Annotated in this window: 19 protein-coding genes; 7 read left to right on the top strand and 12 right to left on the bottom strand. The window is 44.7% G+C overall.

Annotated features, from left to right (window positions below; translation table 11 throughout):
* Window positions 1-256: 256 nt before the first annotated feature.
* The 7 genes from ispF (at window position 257) to CLV58_RS04525 (ending at window position 6787) form a co-directional block, all read left to right on the top strand.
* A complete protein-coding gene (gene ispF / locus CLV58_RS04495) occupies window positions 257-739 on the top strand; it encodes a 2-C-methyl-D-erythritol 2,4-cyclodiphosphate synthase (protein ID WP_106136585.1) in 483 nt (160 codons plus the stop codon).
* Window positions 740-752: 13 nt separating this feature from the next.
* Window positions 753-1874 (top strand): amidohydrolase family protein, encoded by a 1122-nt coding sequence (locus CLV58_RS04500; protein ID WP_106136586.1) that lies wholly within the window; start codon window positions 753-755, stop codon window positions 1872-1874.
* Window positions 1875-2020: 146 nt separating this feature from the next.
* The gene (locus tag CLV58_RS04505) at window positions 2021-3121 is read left to right on the top strand and encodes a mandelate racemase/muconate lactonizing enzyme family protein (RefSeq protein ID WP_106136587.1); all 1101 of its coding nucleotides are present in this window, start codon (window positions 2021-2023) and stop codon (window positions 3119-3121) included.
* A gap of 2 nt (window positions 3122-3123) precedes the next feature.
* Entirely contained in the window at window positions 3124-3714 is a 591-nt protein-coding gene (locus CLV58_RS04510) for a GNAT family N-acetyltransferase (protein WP_106136588.1), read from the top strand.
* A gap of 95 nt (window positions 3715-3809) precedes the next feature.
* Window positions 3810-4550, top strand: coding sequence for a (Fe-S)-binding protein (locus CLV58_RS04515; RefSeq protein WP_106136589.1), 741 nt, complete (start codon window positions 3810-3812; stop codon window positions 4548-4550).
* A 149-nt stretch (window positions 4551-4699) separates the two neighbouring features.
* The gene (locus tag CLV58_RS04520) at window positions 4700-6085 is read left to right on the top strand and encodes a lactate utilization protein B (protein WP_106136590.1); all 1386 of its coding nucleotides are present in this window, start codon (window positions 4700-4702) and stop codon (window positions 6083-6085) included.
* A gap of 123 nt (window positions 6086-6208) precedes the next feature.
* Window positions 6209-6787, top strand: a complete 579-nt coding sequence (locus CLV58_RS04525) for a LutC/YkgG family protein (protein WP_146141359.1) — start codon at window positions 6209-6211, stop codon at window positions 6785-6787.
* 121 nt (window positions 6788-6908) lie between these two features.
* Here the strand turns inward: CLV58_RS04525 and CLV58_RS04530 are convergent, their stop codons facing one another.
* The 12 genes from CLV58_RS04530 to CLV58_RS04580 all read right to left on the bottom strand — a co-directional run bounded on the left by CLV58_RS04530 (window position 6909) and on the right by CLV58_RS04580 (window position 20660).
* The gene (locus CLV58_RS04530) at window positions 6909-7490 is read right to left on the bottom strand and encodes a laminin B domain-containing protein (RefSeq protein WP_245882205.1); all 582 of its coding nucleotides are present in this window, start codon (window positions 7488-7490) and stop codon (window positions 6909-6911) included.
* The gene (locus tag CLV58_RS04535) at window positions 7490-8785 is read right to left on the bottom strand and encodes a WcaI family glycosyltransferase (protein WP_106136593.1); all 1296 of its coding nucleotides are present in this window, start codon (window positions 8783-8785) and stop codon (window positions 7490-7492) included. Before CLV58_RS04535 ends, CLV58_RS04530 begins: the two co-directional genes overlap by 1 nt.
* Before the next feature lie 62 nt (window positions 8786-8847).
* On the bottom strand, window positions 8848-9672 hold the full coding sequence (locus tag CLV58_RS04540) for a glycosyltransferase family 2 protein (protein ID WP_106136731.1): 825 nt from the start codon (window positions 9670-9672) through the stop codon (window positions 8848-8850).
* The gene (locus CLV58_RS27955; RefSeq protein WP_146141360.1) at window positions 9647-10231 is read right to left on the bottom strand and encodes an LbetaH domain-containing protein; all 585 of its coding nucleotides are present in this window, start codon (window positions 10229-10231) and stop codon (window positions 9647-9649) included. Before CLV58_RS27955 ends, CLV58_RS04540 begins: the two co-directional genes overlap by 26 nt.
* Entirely contained in the window at window positions 10224-10775 is a 552-nt protein-coding gene (locus CLV58_RS04545; protein WP_106136594.1) for an LbetaH domain-containing protein, read from the bottom strand. Before CLV58_RS04545 ends, CLV58_RS27955 begins: the two co-directional genes overlap by 8 nt.
* A 1208-nt stretch (window positions 10776-11983) precedes the next feature.
* Window positions 11984-13153, bottom strand: a complete 1170-nt coding sequence (locus CLV58_RS04550) for a glycosyltransferase (RefSeq protein ID WP_106136595.1) — start codon at window positions 13151-13153, stop codon at window positions 11984-11986.
* Window positions 13125-14033 (bottom strand): hypothetical protein, encoded by a 909-nt coding sequence (locus CLV58_RS04555; protein WP_146141361.1) that lies wholly within the window; start codon window positions 14031-14033, stop codon window positions 13125-13127. The genes CLV58_RS04550 and CLV58_RS04555 overlap by 29 nt, the downstream gene beginning before the upstream one ends.
* A gap of 332 nt (window positions 14034-14365) precedes the next feature.
* Window positions 14366-15376, bottom strand: a complete 1011-nt coding sequence (locus CLV58_RS04560; RefSeq protein ID WP_245882206.1) for a glycosyltransferase — start codon at window positions 15374-15376, stop codon at window positions 14366-14368.
* A 19-nt stretch (window positions 15377-15395) separates the two neighbouring features.
* Window positions 15396-16736, bottom strand: a complete 1341-nt coding sequence (locus CLV58_RS04565; RefSeq protein ID WP_146141362.1) for a lipopolysaccharide biosynthesis protein — start codon at window positions 16734-16736, stop codon at window positions 15396-15398.
* A gap of 47 nt (window positions 16737-16783) precedes the next feature.
* Window positions 16784-17452: a sugar transferase gene (locus tag CLV58_RS04570; protein WP_106136599.1), complete on the bottom strand. Its 669-nt coding sequence runs from the start codon at window positions 17450-17452 to the stop codon at window positions 16784-16786.
* A 60-nt stretch (window positions 17453-17512) separates the two neighbouring features.
* On the bottom strand, window positions 17513-19846 hold the full coding sequence (locus tag CLV58_RS04575; protein WP_106136600.1) for a GumC family protein: 2334 nt from the start codon (window positions 19844-19846) through the stop codon (window positions 17513-17515).
* 10 nt (window positions 19847-19856) lie between these two features.
* Window positions 19857-20660 (bottom strand): polysaccharide biosynthesis/export family protein, encoded by an 804-nt coding sequence (locus tag CLV58_RS04580; protein WP_106136601.1) that lies wholly within the window; start codon window positions 20658-20660, stop codon window positions 19857-19859.
* Between the last annotated feature and the right edge of the window lie 15 nt (window positions 20661-20675).

Here is a 20675-nt window from a genome sequence, read left to right on the forward strand (position 1 = left end):
TTAGTCCAAGAGGATGTGCATATTATCCCTTCTTGATAGGCAAAGTCAACCTGTTTCAAACAGACGGTCGGTGAATGTATTTAGAGTTGAAAATAAGGCCTGTAGACAGACCGGTGCGAACGAATCAACGACCCAAATTACGGGTGAGGTCCGTGAAGTAGCCGAAGAAGCCGTAGATTGCAAAGACCTTGCGCAGCACCACCGGTTTCCGGCCGACGGCTCGCGCAGGTGGCACCCTTCATAACCAGTTTATCGAATGAAACTACGAGTAGGTCAGGGATACGACGTGCATCGGCTCGAAGCCGGCCGTCCGTTCTGGCTGGGAGGTATTCAGATCCCCTGCGACTTTGGGCCGGTAGGCCACTCCGACGCCGACGTCGTTTGCCACGTCCTGTGCGACGCCCTGCTGGGAGCCGCCAACATGCGCAACATCGGTTACCATTTTTCCGACAAAGACCCGCGCTGGAAAGGTGTCGACAGCAAACTACTGCTGGCCGAGGTACTGCGCATGGTTCGCGAAGCCGGCTACGAAATCTCGAACGTCGACGTAACGGTCGTTTTGCAGGAGCCTAAACTAAACCCGCACATTCCGGCCATGAAAACGTGCCTGGCCGGCGTGATGGCGATTCCCGAAGAGGATATTTCGATCAAAGCCACGACTTCCGAACACATCGGCTTCGTCGGCCGCAGCGAAGGCATTGCCGCCCACTGCGTCGCGCTTATTTTTAGACAGGATTAACTGGATCGACAGGATGAAAAAACTCGTATCGCTCGCTGCGGCCTTCCTCATCTCAACCGCTTTTGCCTGGGCGCAAAAGCCCGCCGAACTGCCGCTGGGCTTTGAAGAGTACGACCCCGTCTCGACGCTCAAAGTCCCGGAACACAAACTGACGCGGTCGAAATACCCGTTTATCGACGTTCATAACCATCAGTTTCAGATGGATGAAGCCAATCTGCGCCCGCTGCTGAAGCAGATGGACAGTCTGAACATGCAGATCATGGTCAACCTGAGCGGGCGCGGCTGGGGCGACGTGGCCTCGAACACCAAATTTTTCAACGCAGCCGAAGCCAATATCCAGAAAACGGACCCGAAACGGCTGGTGCTGTTCTCCAACATCAACTTCGACGACATCGGGCAGGCGGGCTGGACCGAACAGGCCGTCAGGATTCTCGAATCCGACGTGAAGGCGGGGGCTAAGGGCCTGAAAATCTACAAATCGCTGGGGCTGAACGTCAAAGACAAAAGCGGCAAACGCGTGCAGGTCGATGATCCGCGACTCGACCCGATCTGGGCGAAGTGCGGTGAACTGGGCATCCCCGTCCTGATTCATACCGCCGATCCGAAATCGTTCTGGGACCCGATGGACCGCTATAACGAACGCTGGCTGGAGTTGAAACTACACGGCGGTCGGAAACGGTCGGCCAACGATCCGGCCCCCTGGGCGCAACTGCTGGTGGAGCAGCACAACGTATTTCGCAAACATCCTAAAACGACGTTCATCAACGCGCACATGGGCTGGTACCCCAACGATCTGAAAAAGCTCGACAGTCTGATGCGGGTGTTCCCGAATATGAACGTGGAGATCGGGGCCGTCATCGCCGAATTGGGTCGTCAGCCACGGGCCAGCCGGGCATTCTTCGAGAAGTGGCAGGACCGGATTCTGTTCGGCAAAGACAGCTGGGTCCCGAGTGAATACGCTACCTACTTCCGCGTGCTCGAAACCGACGACGAATACTTTCCGTACCACAAAAAGTACCATGCGTTCTGGCGCATGTATGGCATGGCGCTGCCCGACGAAGTGCTGAAAAAGGTGTACTACAAAAACGCCCTCCGCATCATCCCCGGCCTGGATAAAAGTCAATTCCCGAAGTAAGTTTGGGTTTAAACACAGAGGGAAAAGAGGGTACACGGAGGTCACGGAGGTTTTTGTTTACGCTGTGTTCTCAGTGACTCTGTGTTTAAAACAGTTCTCTCTAAACTCCGTGAATCCTCCGTCTCTCTGTGTTTAAAAACGCTCGTATGAAAATTACGCAGATACGCATCTACCCCTTCGACATTCCGCTGAAAGCGCCCATTACCATTTCGCTGGGTACGATCGAACACGCCCGGAATATATTGGTCGAAGTTAGTACCGACGCGGGACTGACGGGCTGGGGCGAAGGGTCGCCGTTCTGGATGATCGTGGGCGAGACGCAGGCGTCGGGGCTGGCGGCTGCGCAGGATATGGCCCGGTTGCTGCTTCACCGCGACCCGCTCGACATCGAAGGATGCCTGACGACCCTGCTGCGCTACCTGCCCGGTCACCCCACGACGCGCTCGGCCTTCGACATGGCCCTGTATGACCTGGCCGCCCAGGCCGCCAACATGCCGCTGTACCAGTTTCTGGGTGGTGCCAACCGGCCGCTCGTCACCGACGAAACAATTTATATCAACACGCCGGAACGCATGGTCGCCGATGCCATCCGGATTCAGGCGCAGGGGGCCGACGCCATCAAGGTAAAGCTGGGGACAACCCTGCGCGACGACATTCGGCGGGTCGAAGCCATCCGGCAGGCCATCGGCGACGAAACACCCATCCGTACCGACGCCAATCAGGGCTGGGATGTGGTGACGGCGCAGCAGGTATTACGGACCATCGGCGGCTGGAATGTGCAATACTGCGAACAACCCATCAGCCGCAGCAATATCGCTGGCCTACGGCAGATCCGGCAGCAGTCGCCCGTACCGATCATGGCTGACGAAAGCCTGTTCGACGCAGCCGATGCGCTACGGCTGGTGCGCGACGAAGCCGTCGATTATTTCAACATCAAACTGTCCAAAAGTGGCGGTATCGCGGAAGCCCTGCGCATCAACGCCATTGCCGAAGCCGCCGGGATTGCCTGCATGATCGGCTGCATGTCGGAGTCGCGGCTGGCGCTGACGGCCAACGCCCATTTCGCGGCTGCCCGGCAGAACGTGCGCTTCTGCGACCTCGACGGTTGTTTCGAACACGCAGCCGATCCGGTGCAGGGCGGCATCAGTTATACCGGCTACCGGATCACCCTGCCCGACGCGCCCGGCATCGGTGCCACCATCGACCCGGCTTTCTTGGCAACCTTGTCCGGCACCACGGTTCAGTAATCATGCTTATCGTCACTACCGTCCAGTCCGAAGCCGACGTGCAGGGCATTCTGACGCTGCAACAGGCTAACCTGCGCCAGAACGTACCGGTAGCCGTTCAGGCCGATCAGGGTTTTGTAACGGTCGAACACGACCCTGCTGTGTTGCTGCGGATGAATCAGGCGGCACCGAGCGTCATTGCCAAAGACGGCGACACCGTCGTCGGCTACTGCCTGACCATGCTGCCCAGCTTCGCGACCGACGTCCCCGAATTGAAACCCCTGTTCGACTCTATCGGCGAGTTGACGTATCGGGGGCAACCCGTTCATCACTACCCGTATTACGTCATGGGGCAGGTATGCGTCGGGGCGGGGTATCGGGGGCAGCAGTTGTTCGACCGGATGTATCAGCAGCAACGCGCCGTCTACGGCGACCGCTACCGGCTGCTCATCACCGACATTTCCAGCCGCAACACGCGCTCGCTGCGCGCACACGCCCGCGTTGGTTTCGAGCCGATCCACCGCTTTTACGACCCTGTCCTCGGTGAAGACTGGATCGTTGTTGTCTGGGACTGGCGGGCGGGTTCTCCATCAGAAACGTACCGCCCTGATTAGCTGGATTATAGTAGATCGATGTGACGGAAGGGGTATGTGTAGGTACGTTTCGGCCGCGTTTTGCGTACCTTCGCTGGTGATTTCCCCGCGTACGCATGAAGGTTGGCTTATTTATCCCCTGTTATATCGATCAGTTCTACCCGCAGGTAGGCATTGCAACGCTACGGCTGTTGCAACGGCTGAACGTGGACGTTACCTTTCCGATGGAGCAGACCTGTTGTGGGCAACCGATGGCCAATTCCGGTTTCGAGAAACTGGCTACGGGTTGTGACCGCAATTTTGTCCGTAACTTCGCCGACTGCGACGCTGTCGTTGGCCCATCGGGTAGTTGCGTGCTGCACCTGAAAGAGCACCTGCACGACGAGCAGCATCCCGCCGAAGCAGCTCACCTGCGCGACAACGTCTACGAACTCTGTGAATTTCTGACCGACGTGCTAAAGGTCGAGCAACTGCCACCGGTCCGGTTTCCGCACCGCGTCGGGCTGCACACGAGCTGCCACGGACAGCGCGGGCTGGGCCTGTCATCAGCTTCGGAGCTGATGAAACCGAAGTTTTCCAAACCCGAGCGGCTGCTCAACATGGTCGACGGGCTGGAACTGATTCCTCTCTCCCACCCCGACGAATGCTGCGGCTTTGGCGGTACGTTCTGCGTATTCGAGGAAGCGCTGTCGGCCAAGATGGGGAAAGACCGCGTCGCCGACCACGTCCGCCACGGTGCCGAAGTCATCACGGGTGGCGACATGTCGTGCCTGATGCAACTGGAAGGGACCCTGCGCCGGCAGAAAAGCCCGGTCCGGGTCATGCACATCGCCGAAATATTGACAGCAGACGCGTAGTTGAACGACGCGTAAAAAGCTATCTGAAGTTACCCCCAACCCCCTAAAAGGGGCTTAAACTGCAAACCAACAGAGCCCCCTTTAGGGGGTTGGGGGTGTTCGACCTCAGTACCAATTGAGTTTCGGACAATTTATAAACCAACCTCGTTATGGAAACGCCCGTACGAACCACCCACCACGCCGAAGCCGCTGCCGCCTTCCTGCGCGACGAAGAAAACGTCGACTGGCATAACGAAACGCTCTGGTTTGTCCGCAGCAAGCGCGACAAGGCTGCGGCTGCCCTGCCCGAGTGGGAAGACCTGCGTGAACAGGCGTCGCGGATCAAAAACCACACCCTGTCGCGGCTGGACGAGTACCTGCTCGACCTGGAGAAGAACGCGCAGCAAAACGGCATCACGGTACACTGGGCCGCCGACGCCGACGAACATAACCGCATCATTCTCGACATCATGCGGCAGCACAACGCCACGCAGGTTGTCAAGAGCAAGTCGATGCTGACCGAGGAGTGCCACCTCAACCCGTACCTAATCAAACACGGTATCGACGTGGTCGACACGGACTTGGGCGAACGCATCGTGCAGCTGCGCAACGAGCCACCCAGCCACATCGTGCTGCCGGCCATTCACCTGAAAAAGCAGCACATCGGCGATCTGTTTCATCAGCACCTCGGCACCGACGCCGGGGCTACCGATCCGCAGTACCTGACCGAAGCCGCCCGCCTACACCTCCGGCAGAAGTTCCTGCTGGCCGACGTAGCGATCACGGGCGTCAACTTCGCCGTGGCCGAAACGGGGGGCTTTGTCGTCTGTACCAACGAAGGCAACGCCGACCTGGGCGCGCACCTGGCGAAGGTCCACATCGCCTGCATGGGCATCGAGAAAGTGATTCCGAAGGGCGAGCACCTGGGCGTGTTCCTGCGGCTGCTGGCCCGCTCCGCTACTGGTCAGGCCACCACGACCTATTCCAGCCATTTCCGCCGGCCCGCCCCCGGTCAGACGATGCACCTCGTGCTGGTCGACAATGGCCGGACGCGGCAGCTGGCCAGTCCAGACTTCCGCAACTCGCTCAAGTGCATTCGCTGTGGTGCCTGCATGAATACCTGCCCGGTGTACCGGCGTAGCGGGGGCCACAGCTACCATACCGCCATCGCGGGACCGATCGGCTCCATTTTGGCTCCCAACATCGACATGAAACAGTATGCCGATCTGCCCTTTGCCTCGACGCTTTGCGGATCGTGTACGAACGTTTGCCCCGTCAAAATCGACATTCACCAGCAGTTGTATAAGTGGCGGCAGGTGCTGGGCGAAGCGGGGGCCGTTGAACCCGCCAAGAAAGTGGGCATGACGGGCATGGACTTCCTGTTCAGCCGGCCGGGGCTGTACCGCTTTGCGGGTCGCGCCGGTCGCCAACTGATGAAATTCTTTCCCGCCCTGGCCAACAACGGCTCTTTGAACCCCTGGGCCATCCACCGCGACATGCCCAAGCCCCCCGCCCAGAGCTTCCGCGACTGGTACGCCGAGCAGGAGAAAAAGTAGGTTTTCGGTATACGGTTTTCGGTTTACTGTATACCGTCGCTCAAGTCGATCTTGGTCAAAGGCAGCCGTACGACATACCACCGAAAACCGAATACTGAAAACCGTAAACCGTACACCGAACCCATGTCCCGCGATCGTATTCTTTCTGCCATTCGGCAAGGCAAACCTGACCTGCAACCCCTCCCCGATGTCATCGGCTTCCCGTCGCACATCGCCGATACCGATCTGGCGGATAGCTTTTTGACCATGGTTCGGACCAATGGCGGTCTCGGCGTTCGCGCCAATTCGCTGGACGAGGTACGAGCACAAATCGCATCGGAATACGACCTGACGCTGCCAACGCTCAGCCACGTCGACGGGCTCGACCTGAACAACTTCACCCCGACGGAGAATCTGCGCCTGCTGGACGACCTGAATCTGGTGGTACTGGAAGGGAGCGTTGCCGTAGCGGAGAATGCGGCCATCTGGTTCGACGAAACGGCGCTGGGCATTCGGGCGCTGCCGTTTATTACGCTCAACGTCGTCGCCATTGTATCCACCCGAAACCTCGTCGGCACAATGCACGAGGTGTACAAACGCGTCGACCTGAACACGAGTTTCGGCACCTTCATCGCCGGCCCGTCAAAAACCGCCGACATCGAGCAATCGCTGGTCATCGGTGCCCACGGCTCCAAAACCATGACCGTCTTCCTGCTGCCGTAGATTGGTAATAGGTGGCAGGAACAGTATTGTGTCCGTTACGATGCAACTCGTCAGACCATTAAGCTGCTGGAAGCGCTTCTGAGCCGTAAGCTGGTAACTTGAGCGTAATCCTTTAAAAAAATTACCGGATAGAAACGTTGTCCAAACCACCCCGGTCCGGTCCAGATCTATATTCACCTCGTATTCTAAAGCCCCTCAGATTTTGTAAAACAAGCTGTATGTCTTCTTTCGTAGCTTTCAACAGTCCTTTTTCCCATCCTGCGCGTTCATCTATAGCAATTGAATAGCCTGTCCAGGTAGTATCTGGGTTATAAGCAGTGTCAAACGTTATGGTTGTAATACTGTCCGTCAAGATGATATCGGCGGCATCGAATTGAGCGTCCGTTGCGGATTGTTCAAGGTCAAAACGGAGCGTTTTGCCATATCCATGCTGCACTTCATGGATAAACCGCTCTGGCGCAACGAAGTACCATGTTCGTGGTGAATTATCATTCCCGTAAATATAGCCACCAGGATATCCACCAGTACGGCTATACCCTCCTACAGCCTCTTTACTAACATACCAGCCCTGACTGTCCGTGTCAAAGCTATCAATAACTGGTGTTGCTAGTTTAGATATACTGATCTGATTACAACCGCTAATCGTAATCAATGAGAGTAAAACAACTTTAGAGCAGCCGTTCACATTTTCGAATAGCCCCACTATCTTACAGGTTGCGTCTCTCCGAAACTAACGCTACTGCTCTGTTGCGAAGATGGTAATGAATTACGTCGATCGACATCTTTAAGTTTTTGCCAGAATTCGCTCAACGTTTGTTCCTTGTTCAGATAGCGTTCGGCATAACGCCTGGCATTTACTCGATAGCTGGACAAATCCGTAATCAGTGCCTTGTTAATTGCCTTTTCCAACGCTTCTGCGGATTCCGGCTCGATCAAAACGCCCATTTGATGTTCGCTCACCGTATCGTATAAGGTGGTACCCGGTACAGCCGAAACCAGCGAAAAGCCCCCAGCGGCTACTATTCCCGTGAGTTTTGATGGTAAGACCAAGTCAGAGGCCGACTTCTTCTGTAAAACCAGGTGAATATCTGCTGTAGCCAGTAGCGCAGCTAGCTTTTTGTAAGGCTGCAACGGGTAGAACAGTACGTTTGGTAAACCGTACTCCTGCACAAGCGCTTCAAGCTTACATTTCCCCCCACCTGATCCAAAAATCAAAAATTTTACCGCTGGTCGCGCAACGAATGACTTTGCCGCTTCTACAATGATTTCGAGGCCTTGCTTTTCACCCAGGCTACCCGAATATAGCACGACTTTATCCGATGGCAGTAAGCCCAGTTCGCTGCGCAACGATTGTGACCCAGGAACTGGTTTCACGTATTCCCCGTCAACCCAATTCGGAAACAAAGCACACTCTGATTGAAGAACGTTTTTCTGCGCAACTTTCCGAACCATACCTTCACTGATCGTAGAAACCACGGTGCATCGCTTTAGGATATACGCTTCTACATTGAACATGATGTTCAGAAACCGTTTGTTCTTAATCATACCCAACTCTTTAGCCATATCGATCTGCAGGTCCTGAATATGGCACCAGAGTGGAATGGTACGCAACTTGCAATACAGTAGCGGAATCAGCCCCAGATGGAACGGTGGCGATACACAGATAACAACGTCATATCGCTTCCCAAAGAAGATCGGCAACCAATAAATTAGGCTACTGACGACGAAGGAAAATTCATGCAGGATACGCTTAGCTGAAGTTACCTTGGCAGGTACATAAAACGGGCAACGATGCACACGTACGCCTTCTAATTTCTCTGTATACCACCATTTACCTTTGTGAGACGGATGAACAGCCCACTCCGGGTAATAAGGCATTGTGGTTATTACATCAACTACTTCACCTTGCTGAGCCAGCCAACTACCCATTTCACCCGTGTATTTGCCAATACCCGTTAATTCCGGCGCGTAATTAATACCGTAAATTAGTATCTTCATCTAGTCAATACTATGTGTCCAATCTAGATTTTATACAAGGTGTACTCACCCTTATGACTCCCTTATTTTTTGGAATCAGCGAGCAGCTCTTTTGTCTTTAAAACAATAAAATATTCGTAAATAGCTTGCAACAATGCGTATGTAACACCTGCTGTTCCATCAAGAAATCCGCGTCGCCAAACTGCCAAGTAGAACCACTTGATCATAGGACGTCCTGGTAACTTATAGAACAATCCCTTTTGATGATAACGACGCTCGCTGAAATCCTTACTAAATAAAGCTTTACGGAATGAAAACTCTGTCCCCCTATTGAGATCTTGAATACGCATAGATGCCTCCATGTCTGCATAGCCTAGATGACGCTGCCACCAATACCGAAAGCCTTTGCTGAACGGGTAATGATCAAGAAACCCTGCTAATCTTGAAACTTTACCGTTAGGAATTGATATTGGATTCACTAAGCGCTCATAGCGCATTTTATCAGGACGAAATAAACGGAGATAATAAGGCGACATTTGAGCGTGTTTCAGCCAAACACCATTCCACGCGAAATCTCTACGCTGAATCTCATAAGCAACAACATCAATATTCGTAGAACTAAAAGATAACAACGTCTTCTTCAATTCTGGTGATACGCGTTCATCAGCATCAATGTACAACACCCAATCATATTTAAAAGGAATGTTAGCTAGTCCCCAGTTTTGGTGAGCCGACCAATTATCAAAGCAACGATGCGTTACGGTTGCACCAGCGGCTTCAGCAATATCTACCGTTTTATCATTGCTGATAGAATCAAACACATGAATGTCATCACACCAAGCAACTGATGATAAACAGGCCGGCAAATCTTGCTCTTCATTCTTAGTTAGTATGAGTACTGAGATCATAGCCATTTTTGAAAATTCTGGTCTTAACAAATTTTGCGGGATTCCCACCTACGACTGTAAAAGATGCTGTATTTTTAACTACAACTGATCTAGCTGCTACAACAGTACATGCACCAATTTCAATTCCTGGTAGTATATAAGCTCCAGTCGCTATCCAACAACAATCATTAATAATAATTGGCTTTGTAACCATATTGAAACCAGTATCTTCAATATCGTGACTCCCAGTTAACAAGTAAACATCCTTGCCTATACAACATCTATCACCGATTGATATTGATGCAAGACAATAGGCCCAAGCTCCATCACCTAAAGATGATAAATGACCCATTTTTAGATTCCATGGATAATCTATGTTAGCAAGCGGGCTTATTGTTACTGTATTGGCTAACTTTGCACCAAAAATTCTTAACAAGAAAATTCTATACGATCTAACCTGTAAAGGCAATAATCTAAAAATAGTTCTATTAATAATTTTCCACAAATGGGCTTTTAATTTTACATTAAAAGTAAAAGGGGTAGTTTGTACTGGATCGAAAGTTGTTGATGTACTACTCATTTATAGATCGATGTTTTAAAAACTTAGCAGGGTTACCACCTACAACAGTCCAAGGCTCTACATTCTTAAAAACTGCAGATCTAGCACCTACTACAGCGCCCTCACCTATCAATACATTCATCATAATGAATGCTTCTGCAGCAACCCAAACGTAATCCTCAATAGTAATTATTCCAGAAATAAATGGCGTATTTAATGAAGAGATTTCGTGAGATGCACTGCACAAATAAACTCTCTGAGAAATAGTCACTTTCGAACCTATAACTGTTTTCCCAAAATGTAATTTAACCTGTGGTCCTATGCAAGATACACTACCAAGTACTAGATTCCAAGGAGCAGGTATATATGCACTCGCATGCACAATAGATCCAGCACCTATTTCAGCGCCAAAAATTTTTAATAAAGTAATTCTCCAAAAGTTAAAAATAGGCATGGTAAAAGGCCTATACAAAAATATATAAATTATAAACCAAAAATATCTGATAAGTTTATCCCTGTATGGAATATTATCGTAATATTCAAAATACGTTTTTTCCTCCCTCATAACTTAGAAGCGTTTTAATAAATCATATATAATGTAAACTCAATTTTAATGAAAGTGGATAATCTCATTTTATCCTAATTGTCAAAAATTTCAAATAAAAGCGAATTTGATTTATATTTCTCAAAGAAAATCATACATCAAACGTACTTGACTTGCAATGAATACATGTTTTATTTGAAATTATGCTTCTCAAAATTTTTTCTTACGTTATTATTAGCCAATTTCCTACCATTGACTAATAAATCCATCCACTGCTGAATTAATCTATCTGTTATATCCTTCATGTTGTCGTAAATCAAATCGTCCCTAAATCTCAAATTTTCACCAAACATTTACCTGTTCAGACACCAAAATAGGCTTGCATTAAAATAATATTTCAACAACACCTACCTAAAATTTTTCTTTTTATGCTTGTAAAACAGTCTCATCACACCGCGTACATTAGATGTACCTGTTATGATTGATATGACATACTTTACAAATCCAACATCTTAATTAAAATGGTTTGCCGTTTTTCATAAATTAAAATAAATGCAGAAATTTAAAAAAATATTCATGAAAGCACTTTTAAATCATATCTTTAGTTTAAAACTTATGCAATAAAACCAGCTTGTATTATCAACAATAATATATCTTAGCCTAAGAAAATTGCTATAACTTTTTTTCAGTGAATATGCCAAATTTTTAGTCATACAATTGCTAAATTAACAATATTTACTAGTGACATTATATTCAACGAGTCTGACTTGTACAGCATAACAAGCAGAGATCCATAAGCTTACACTTTTTAGTAATATCAAAAGCATTAACTATAATACTTTTTTATATTTTTTCACTAAAACTGGCTTGAGCAAATAAAGAACAAATATTACTACTTATTTTAAATGTTTTCTCAAATCTAAGATACTCTCATCAATTATTCTTGAATCAACAGGATAAAACTTAAAAATAATTTTTATCAATTAATAAAAACTCAAACTACAGCACACATATAAAAAACGATTTTTGATACATATTTATACTGTTTTTCATATTACGTATTAATTAATGTATATGTAATATGAAAAACAATATAAATCCGATAATACGCATTCAAAAGTAAAAAACATTACTGTGTCTATTCTTACAAAAAGAGACAGTAGCATTTAAATATTTAAAAACTAAAAAAACGATTTATTTTAGTGTCGATAAAATGCATTTGTGAATAATTAAGAGTCATATACAAAATCTGGCTTATCACCTAATCCATATATCCATTTGTATAGAGTATCGGTAGATTCTGCTACTTTTCTCCAAGTAAACTTATCGTTTACCAATTTATATCCATTATAGCCAATAATATTCAGTTGATCGCTCGATAGAGCAATCAACTTGTTTATCCCTAAAGCGATACTATCAGGATCAGTACCTATTTTTATAGCTGCCCCCTTTTCAAATCCTTCAGGTATGTTACAAAAAGGTGTTGCCAGAACAGGTAACTTATGAGACCAAGCTTCAAGAATAGCCATCGGTAAACCTTCACTATACGAAGGCAACACAAAGGCATCACTTTTTAAAAAACATTTAGATTTTTCATCACCATATTGTCCACCAATAAAATGCACACTACTACGTATATTCAGCATGTCAGTTAGCTGATTTAAATTAGATAAGTATCTGTAGTCTTTCGTATCTCCAGCAATAACTAGTTGCCAATCATGTGAACTAGGTATTGTCTTGCACCATGCGTTAAGCAACACTTCTAAACCTTTTTTCGGATGAATTCTGCTCAGAAATAATAAAGTTTTGCCTTTTCTTGATGGCAAATTCCACTTATTATCATTTATATGGCTAATACTCGGCAATTCCACTCCATTTGGAATTATGGCAACAGGATTTTTCAATCCAAAGTCTCTAATAGCCTTATACTCTTCATCACATAATGCGTATATACATGAGGCATTCTTCAAGTTCTCTTTTTCGTAGAGAGTCAAGACTATCTTCTTTTTTATTCTAGAACTTTTAAGTTGCCAAATATCAAGCATTCCATGAGGTTGCACTATATATGGTTTACGAAACTTTTTATGGTACAAGCTATTTGCATAAGACATATACATCCACATACATTGCGTATGAACAAGATCAGGACTGATTTTATTCATTAGACCGTGTATGTCTGGCGACAAAGCAAGTTTACTCGTACATTTAAATATTTTGTAATTATATACCGGCATTTCACTGTAATGAATTCTATCTTCTTCACTATACTCGTCTTCACATGTCAAGTATTGTACATCGTATCCATGGTTCTTCACCAAATTACGACCCAGTGATGTAGACGTGTTAAAAATACCTCCAGAGCTCCTAGAACTAGTTCCTCCTAAAAATAGCACCTTCATGTTTTCGTAATTTCTGATAATTGTTGTAAACGAAACATAGTAATCCTGAAAGAAGAAAAAATCTAAAATAGTTTCTTAACGGGTATTGCTGATTAGCAATAAAATAGAAGTAGCCAGGAGCACACAATAAATATCCTACTAATTTATTATGTATTAATGATTTATTCATTTGTCTCAATATCACATATAGTAGAAAAAAATATAAACCAATATACATAAGACCAAATTTATATATCTCTGAATTGGCACCGTAAGGAATATATTCGTGTAACCTCTTTTCATACTTTATATAATCTGTAAAATGATCTATTGATGAAGGAAAAGGAGAAAAAGATAGTATTTTATACATTTCAGGATAAAAATCATTAAATCTATCGGCTTCATAAAAAGTCCAAGCTCCTGCAAATACATTACCTATGATAAAATTATCATCAAATACATTACTGTACTTCATATCGTTTATGTTTAATAGAATCTGTCCAATTCCTTGTAGATCGACTCCTCTCCCGTATATTACTACTGTGTATGATAATAAAACTCCAAAAATAAGAATAGTTAATATAATATATTTCGCTAGTGTATGTTTTCTAAAAAGCATTACTGACAAAAACAAGCTTGCTAATATCAAACCAGATGCTCTAGAGTTAGCCCCTAAATTAAATATGAAAGAAAACAGACCAGTTAATAATAACATTATTTTTTTTTGCAGTGTCAAATTCATTTTATCCGAAGATCCAAACAAAAATAAAGAAATCATACCATTTAGAATAAGACTTTTGTGATACATAGATAATAACTCATTGCTTATACCCATTTTCTCAGAATTTACCATCAATAAATATTCATTATTTTTAAAAATAAGTTTAAAATCAATATTCAAGCAAAATATTATAAATAAAACAAAATTCAAAGACGCAAATATATTAGTAAAAACCGACATCGATCTGAAATCAACTTCTGATTTTTTTTTAAGTTTATTAATATTAATATTAATGCTAGATACTATGCTTATTATCAATATACAAGAATAAAATATGTTTGTACTAAATAAATCATAGTACTTTGTTTTACTATCGTATATTAAATAGTAACAATTGAGTAACGAGATAGAATTTATTAAAAAAAAATGATTTGATGGCAAATACCACCAGTATTTTTTATTCAAATGAAACAAAAAGTACAATATCAAAAAAAGAGACAATAACATATCTATTAATATTTCAGAGAAAATGATGCTTTATCTATCATATTTTGCGTCATTAGGTTATCTTTAACATATTTTTTACAATTCAAGCTAAAGTAGTTTAAAGTATATGAGTTTTGGTTATTCATTGATTGAATCAAATCATCAATATCCTTGGCTATGTATCCATTATAATTATGTACAATATAACTATACTCGACGCATTGAGGTATTTCTTTAGATCGCTCAAATGTGAAAATAGGTTTTCCGTAAGCCATAGCTTCCACGATAGACAAGCCTACCCAGCCCGGTTGGAAATAAATATCAGATAGCTGAAACAGATCGTCTTTTAAATTCTGATCATATATGGCACCAAAATCTTTGACATTAATGTAATTAGAAAAGTCTGGTTTAAATCTTCCGTCTCCAATAATTATGTATAAAATATTCATGCTAGCAGTCTTTTCAATTACATCTTTTAACAAATCTGTCCTTCTAGCTTTTTTATCAAATCTAGCACAATATATCACCACCAATGAATCTTCTATATTATGTTTTTTTCTTAGAAGGTCTCTTTCAATAGATGGCTTCTCTAAAAGCGAGGAAATATTGGATATTGTGTTATCCAACGATTTTGCTGAAATACTGGGAATACGACTCTTCCACAATTGCAGCTCTGCATCAGTGTAAAACCACACTTCATCGGCTAAGTATATCATCATTTTCTTTATGATGTTAATTTTATGAGTCTCGTACTCGTAGTTTTCTATTGATATACCATGTCCCCATAAAATTATTTTTTTTCCATGAAGAAACTTAGTTATCAACAATATCCATGTACTTATGTGATATGGAGTTAACATAAGAATTAGTATTTTGTATTTTTTAACTAATAATTTGGTTATACTATAATATATAAATTGCCCAAAAGAAATTTTAAAAATAGGATTAGAACCCATCTTTGACTTATCAAAGATATTCTTTTTTATATAATGCTCGCTTTCATAGCAGTATATATCTATTTTATATATTTTTTTCAATTCAAAAAAAAACGTATGTCTATAAGACGGAATTAGAGGTTGTATTATCGCAATCATTTTTGATTATATTTTTTTCTCGGAAAATCTTTTTAACTTGAAACAAGAGTAGTACTAGCATAATAATATCAATGAATAATATTATATATCCTGTAAAATTTATGCCAATATTTTTTATGTAAAAAAACTGTAAAACAAAACCTAACACACTCACAGCGGGAAAACAGAGCAATATATTTGATTTATTTATTGATAGAGGTAACATACTCATCGTATTCCAGACAGTATGGATAAGGGCACTAATTACCATCGCCATTATAAAACCATCAGATATACTTAAATCTTTGTGAAGCCATAGAACAAATAGTTTTTCGTAGTTAATTATTATAAAAATACTAATTAAGGTTGATAAAAACAGTACTTTATATAAAGTATGTCTAAATATAATCTTTGCTTCTAATAGTTTATTGTTTAACAATAATATATTGTACTTAGACATAGTTGGCAAGTACATGACACTCATTAATGACCGAATAGTGTTGACCATTGTTCTTGTGGTATTAAATTTTACTACCTCGCTAGGTCCCAACACCTTTCCGACAATGAATGTATTACCTTGTATTATCAGACCAAAACCTAAGTTGTATACAGTATGATTCATGGCACTAAAGAACAAAGATTTTTGAAATTTCACCTCTCTTAAAAATCCATATTCATAATTATCATATTTACTTAACTTTGCAATAGTCATAATTAATAATAATATTCTAATAACAATAAATAAACACGACATAAAAATCAAGCTCATATTCAACAATAAAGAAGAAACAGTAACTACTAAGTCTAAAGCGTAATTTATCAGTAAAAACTTCTGATACATATAATATTTATCCAGTACTCTATAAAAAGATATATTAAAATTGAATAGTACAGAAACTACCACATTAGATAATAGTAATAATAGTATCAAATTTACCTCAAAAATATTCATTACTTTAATATTTAGTAGTTTTGAGAAATTAATAAATATTGTACTTACAAAGAAGAGCACAATGACTACTATTCCTACTATCAAAATTATATAATTCGTAGATTTGAAAAGCTTTGACATTTTTTCATATTCTTTTGAAATGTTGTAGGCGGATATTTGGTTGGAAACTGAAGCTGTTAGTCCCATATCGCTTAACATCAGATAATTAGGGATTGTCGTAAGCATTATCCATTCACCATACATTTGTTCTCCCAACACTGAAATAAATAGTGGTATAACCAGTACCTGTGAAAAAATCAGTAGAATTTTTATTAGAATTCCATAAATTAAATCTTTCGAAAATAGACGAGTCAAATTATCTGAAGTAATCATCTACTCAAATCAATAATTACGTATTGAAGTATATTTATGAAGTACACTTACCATGCATTTCTGTCTCTTTTAATCATTGAAACAATTGTGAGCCAGCATACCCATAAATCTAGCATAAATGACTTTTTTCTATTGTAGAAGCGATCATATTTAACTCTATGTTTCATCTTGATCAATAGATCAGTTTCTCCTCGACATCCTCTCACTTGAGCAAGACCAGTTATACCAGGTTTTACTCGGTATCGTTTACGATAGTCTGGCATTGTATTCCAGAATTGAGCGCTGTGTGGTAATGCATGAGGGCGTGGGCCCACAATACTCATTTCCCCTTTTAATACATTTAGGAACTGTGGCATTTCATCCAGATTGGTTCTTCGTAAGAATCGGCCAATAGGTGTCACTCGATCATCGTTCTTAATAGCCTGCCTGAATGACGCAGTAGGATTATGTGTCATGGTCCGAAACTTCAGGCAATTAAAGGCCGCACCCCGATACCCTGTCCGCTTCTGCACATATAGAATAGGGCCTTTTGAGGTTAGCCGGATGATAATCCCCACGAGGGGGATCAACCAAGATAAAATCATCAGCGTAACGAGCAGGGAAAAGCATATATCAAAAATGCGCTTCCCGGTTTGCTGATACGTAAACTCGCTGCGCTTTGACCCTAGCTCAGCGTATACATACAAGGGCTTGTAATGTGAGTCAAGACTAAGCATATCAGTTTAAGAGGCTATGTGGATATAACAGTATTTTACATGCTAGAAACTCAGCCGGCTTCAAGCGCCACTATTCAGTTGGCCTTTTTTACTAGAGCCACCATAGTAGTCACCATAGCTGTAATTGTAGTAGTATGATTCGCCCTCGCCCACACCATTCAGAATGATACTCAGCTTTTGAAAACGGTTTTCCTTATACAGCGTATCGACCATTTTCAGGTGGTTCTTCGGCGTGTGATCATGCCGCACCAGGAACATGGTCGCATCGGCAAAAGGAGCAATCAATTGCGAGTCGGTGACCAAACCTACCGGTGGCGAATCGACGAGGACATAATCGAACCGCTCTTTCAGATCGCTAAATAGTTGAGTCATACGGGGAGAACTTAATAATTCAGCCGGGTTTGGTGGTAGCGGCCCCGCCGTAATGATGTAGTAGTTCTCGTACCCCATGATCGGCTGTAACAACTCGTCGACGGTTGCCTCACCAATCAGATAGTTGCTCAGCCCTACCCGATTTTCCATGTGCAGGCTCTTGTGTAGCTTGGGCTTGCGCAAGTCCATTTCCAAGATCACCGTCGGGCGATCAACCAGCGCCAGACTAGCACCCAGATTCAGCGAGATAAACGATTTACCCTCGCCACTGATGCTCGACGTAAAAAGTAGCACCTGACTTTCGTGCGGGTCGGACCGTAAAAACTGAAGATTCGTCCGGATGGCCCGGATTTGTTCACCAACGACCGATTGTATCCGGGGTCTGAACACCAGGTTGTCGGCCGTCAGTTGACGACTTTTCACCACTTCGCCCACGATGGGAACCTGCGTCGCTTCTTCAACGTCCGACCGACGCAGTACCCGGTTATTCAGGGCATCTTTAGCGGTAATGAATCCGATGGGAATCAGCATCCCAAAAGCAGCAAATAGGGCAAATATCGTCATCTTGACCGGCTTGATGGGTTTGCTACCGGTACGGGCCGTATCCACCGTTCGGCTATCCGATACCGTCGAAGCCGCCGATAGCGCTGTTTCTTCCCGCTTTTGTAGCAGGTAGGTATACAGCCCGTTTTTGATGGCCTGCTGCCGGGTAATGTTCAGGAGCGCACGCTCCTTGCCGGGCACAGTACGAATCATGTTCTCAATCCGCTTGTTGTTGGCAACCAGTTGGCTCTGATTACTGGTCAGCTGCTGCCGAATCGTCTGCACGTTTTCGCCGATGCTGGCCTTCATCGTTTTCAACTGACTATCCAGCGATTGCAACAGCGGGTTGTTCGGCGACATGGTGCGTGATACCTCTTCCCGCTTCAACTCCAGCTCGGCTACTTTCGTCAGTAGACCCGTCAAAATGGGGTCACTAAATCCTAGCGTGGCCGGGGCCAATCCTTTTTCGTTCGATTGGTTTTGAATGTACCGCTCAATATCATTCAGGGCACCGAGCCGCATATTCGTCTCCGTAAGCTGCGTATCATTTTCTTTGACCGTCGTCAGAAACGTTTGTGCCTGAACGCTCAGGTCCGTAATCCCCTGCGTTGATTTATAGAGTTCAACCTCTTTCTCCACGGTCGACAGTTCGCCCGAAATCAGCGCCAGTCGATCTTCGATAAAGTTGAGCGTGTTGTTTGCTTCTTTATTCTTATCAACGATAGCTTCCCGATTGTACTCGCTGATCAATTGGTTCAGAATGGCTTCGCCCTTGTCCGGCACGGTTTCTTCAAGCGTCATCACCAACACTGTCGATTGTTTCGTCGTTGGCTCCACGTTCAAATCAGCCAGATAGCCCTCCACCGCCCCTGCGTGGGCAGTTACAGTTACGATGATAGGTTTCAGGGCACTCGCCAGCGGCTTGCGAGCAAATACGCGCAGTTGGCCGTAGGGTGTCCTGATACTTTGATTGATGGGGTAAGCGGTTCCGTTCAGCTTAACCGTCTTCCCATCCACGAAGGAGATTTCCAGTTCTTCATTATACAGCTCCGACACCGGCTTTTCTACCAGCAAGCGAATCGGCGATTCATTGTAGATCTCTTCGTTAATGGTCTTTGTCGGGTGGTAATAGCGCACGTCCAGCCCCAGGTTCTTAACGACCCGATCCATCAGTGTGAAGGACTTCAGGATTTCCATTTCGTTCTCCACCACCTTGCTGCCGCTGAACAGATCGAGCTCTTTCATCAGACTCTCCTGCCCCATGCCTTTCTTTTCGTCTTTGATCAGCAGGCTCGCCTGTACCTTATAGACAGGTGGCTGGTATAGCGAATACACGTAGCCGGCCCCCAGTGCCAGTAGCAGCGACGCCACAAACCAGGGCCAATTGCGCACATAGCGCATGAGCATGGCCCGCAGATTAACCTGTGGCTCGATCTCGTAAGCCTGGTAAGGAATATATGAGTTTGGATTCGTAACCATATCGTTGGTGTTAGAAGCGGCTGGCAATGATGGCAATAAAGGATAGAGTACTCAGAATAATTGGCAACACCTGATAGGTACGGTCGGCGTTGGCAACGCGTGCTTTACCAGGCTCGATGTACACGACATCGTTGGGATGTAAATAGTAGTAGGGTGATTTGAACAGGTCCCGTTTTGTCAGGTCGACGCGGTTGAACGTCCGCAGTCCATTCTCTTCGCGGATGATCAGCACGTTGTCCCGACGACCGTAAATAGTGATATCACCAGCCAGGCCCAGGGCTGCGGGTAAGGTAATCTGCTCATTAGTAATCGAAAAAAGCGACGGCCGGGCAACCTCACCCGTGACGGATATCTGAAAATTAAGATTTCGTACGTTTACGGTCGGTTCTTTCAAAAAGTCAAGCAGTTTCTGACGGATCTGCGCTGCTGCCTGCGTGTTTGTAAGTCCTGCTACTTTTTGACGCCCGATCAGTGGCAACTCAATCTGACCATCCTCACCAACCAGGTATCCTGGCGTATAAGGCATAGACGCAGTTTGTGAATTTTGTCCAGCCGTCGTTCCCGACATAGCCGTAATGGCAGCGTATGGATTAAAAAAGGCAGTTGCTTCCGGACTTAAACTACTCACCTGCACGGATAAAACATCCCCTACTTTAACGGTCGAAACATAAGGAGTGGCCAGTGCAATCGTGTCTTTGCCCGAAGCATCTTTCTGGTACAGGGCGAGTTCTTTACTGGAAATGCAGCTCGAAAAACTCACGCACAAACCCAAAAACCAACAAACTGCCTGTGCCCGCATGTTGCGCAAATTCATACTATCGCGTCAATT

The organism is Spirosoma oryzae (assembly GCF_003002825.1).
GTDB lineage: Bacteria > Bacteroidota > Bacteroidia > Cytophagales > Spirosomataceae > Spirosoma > Spirosoma oryzae.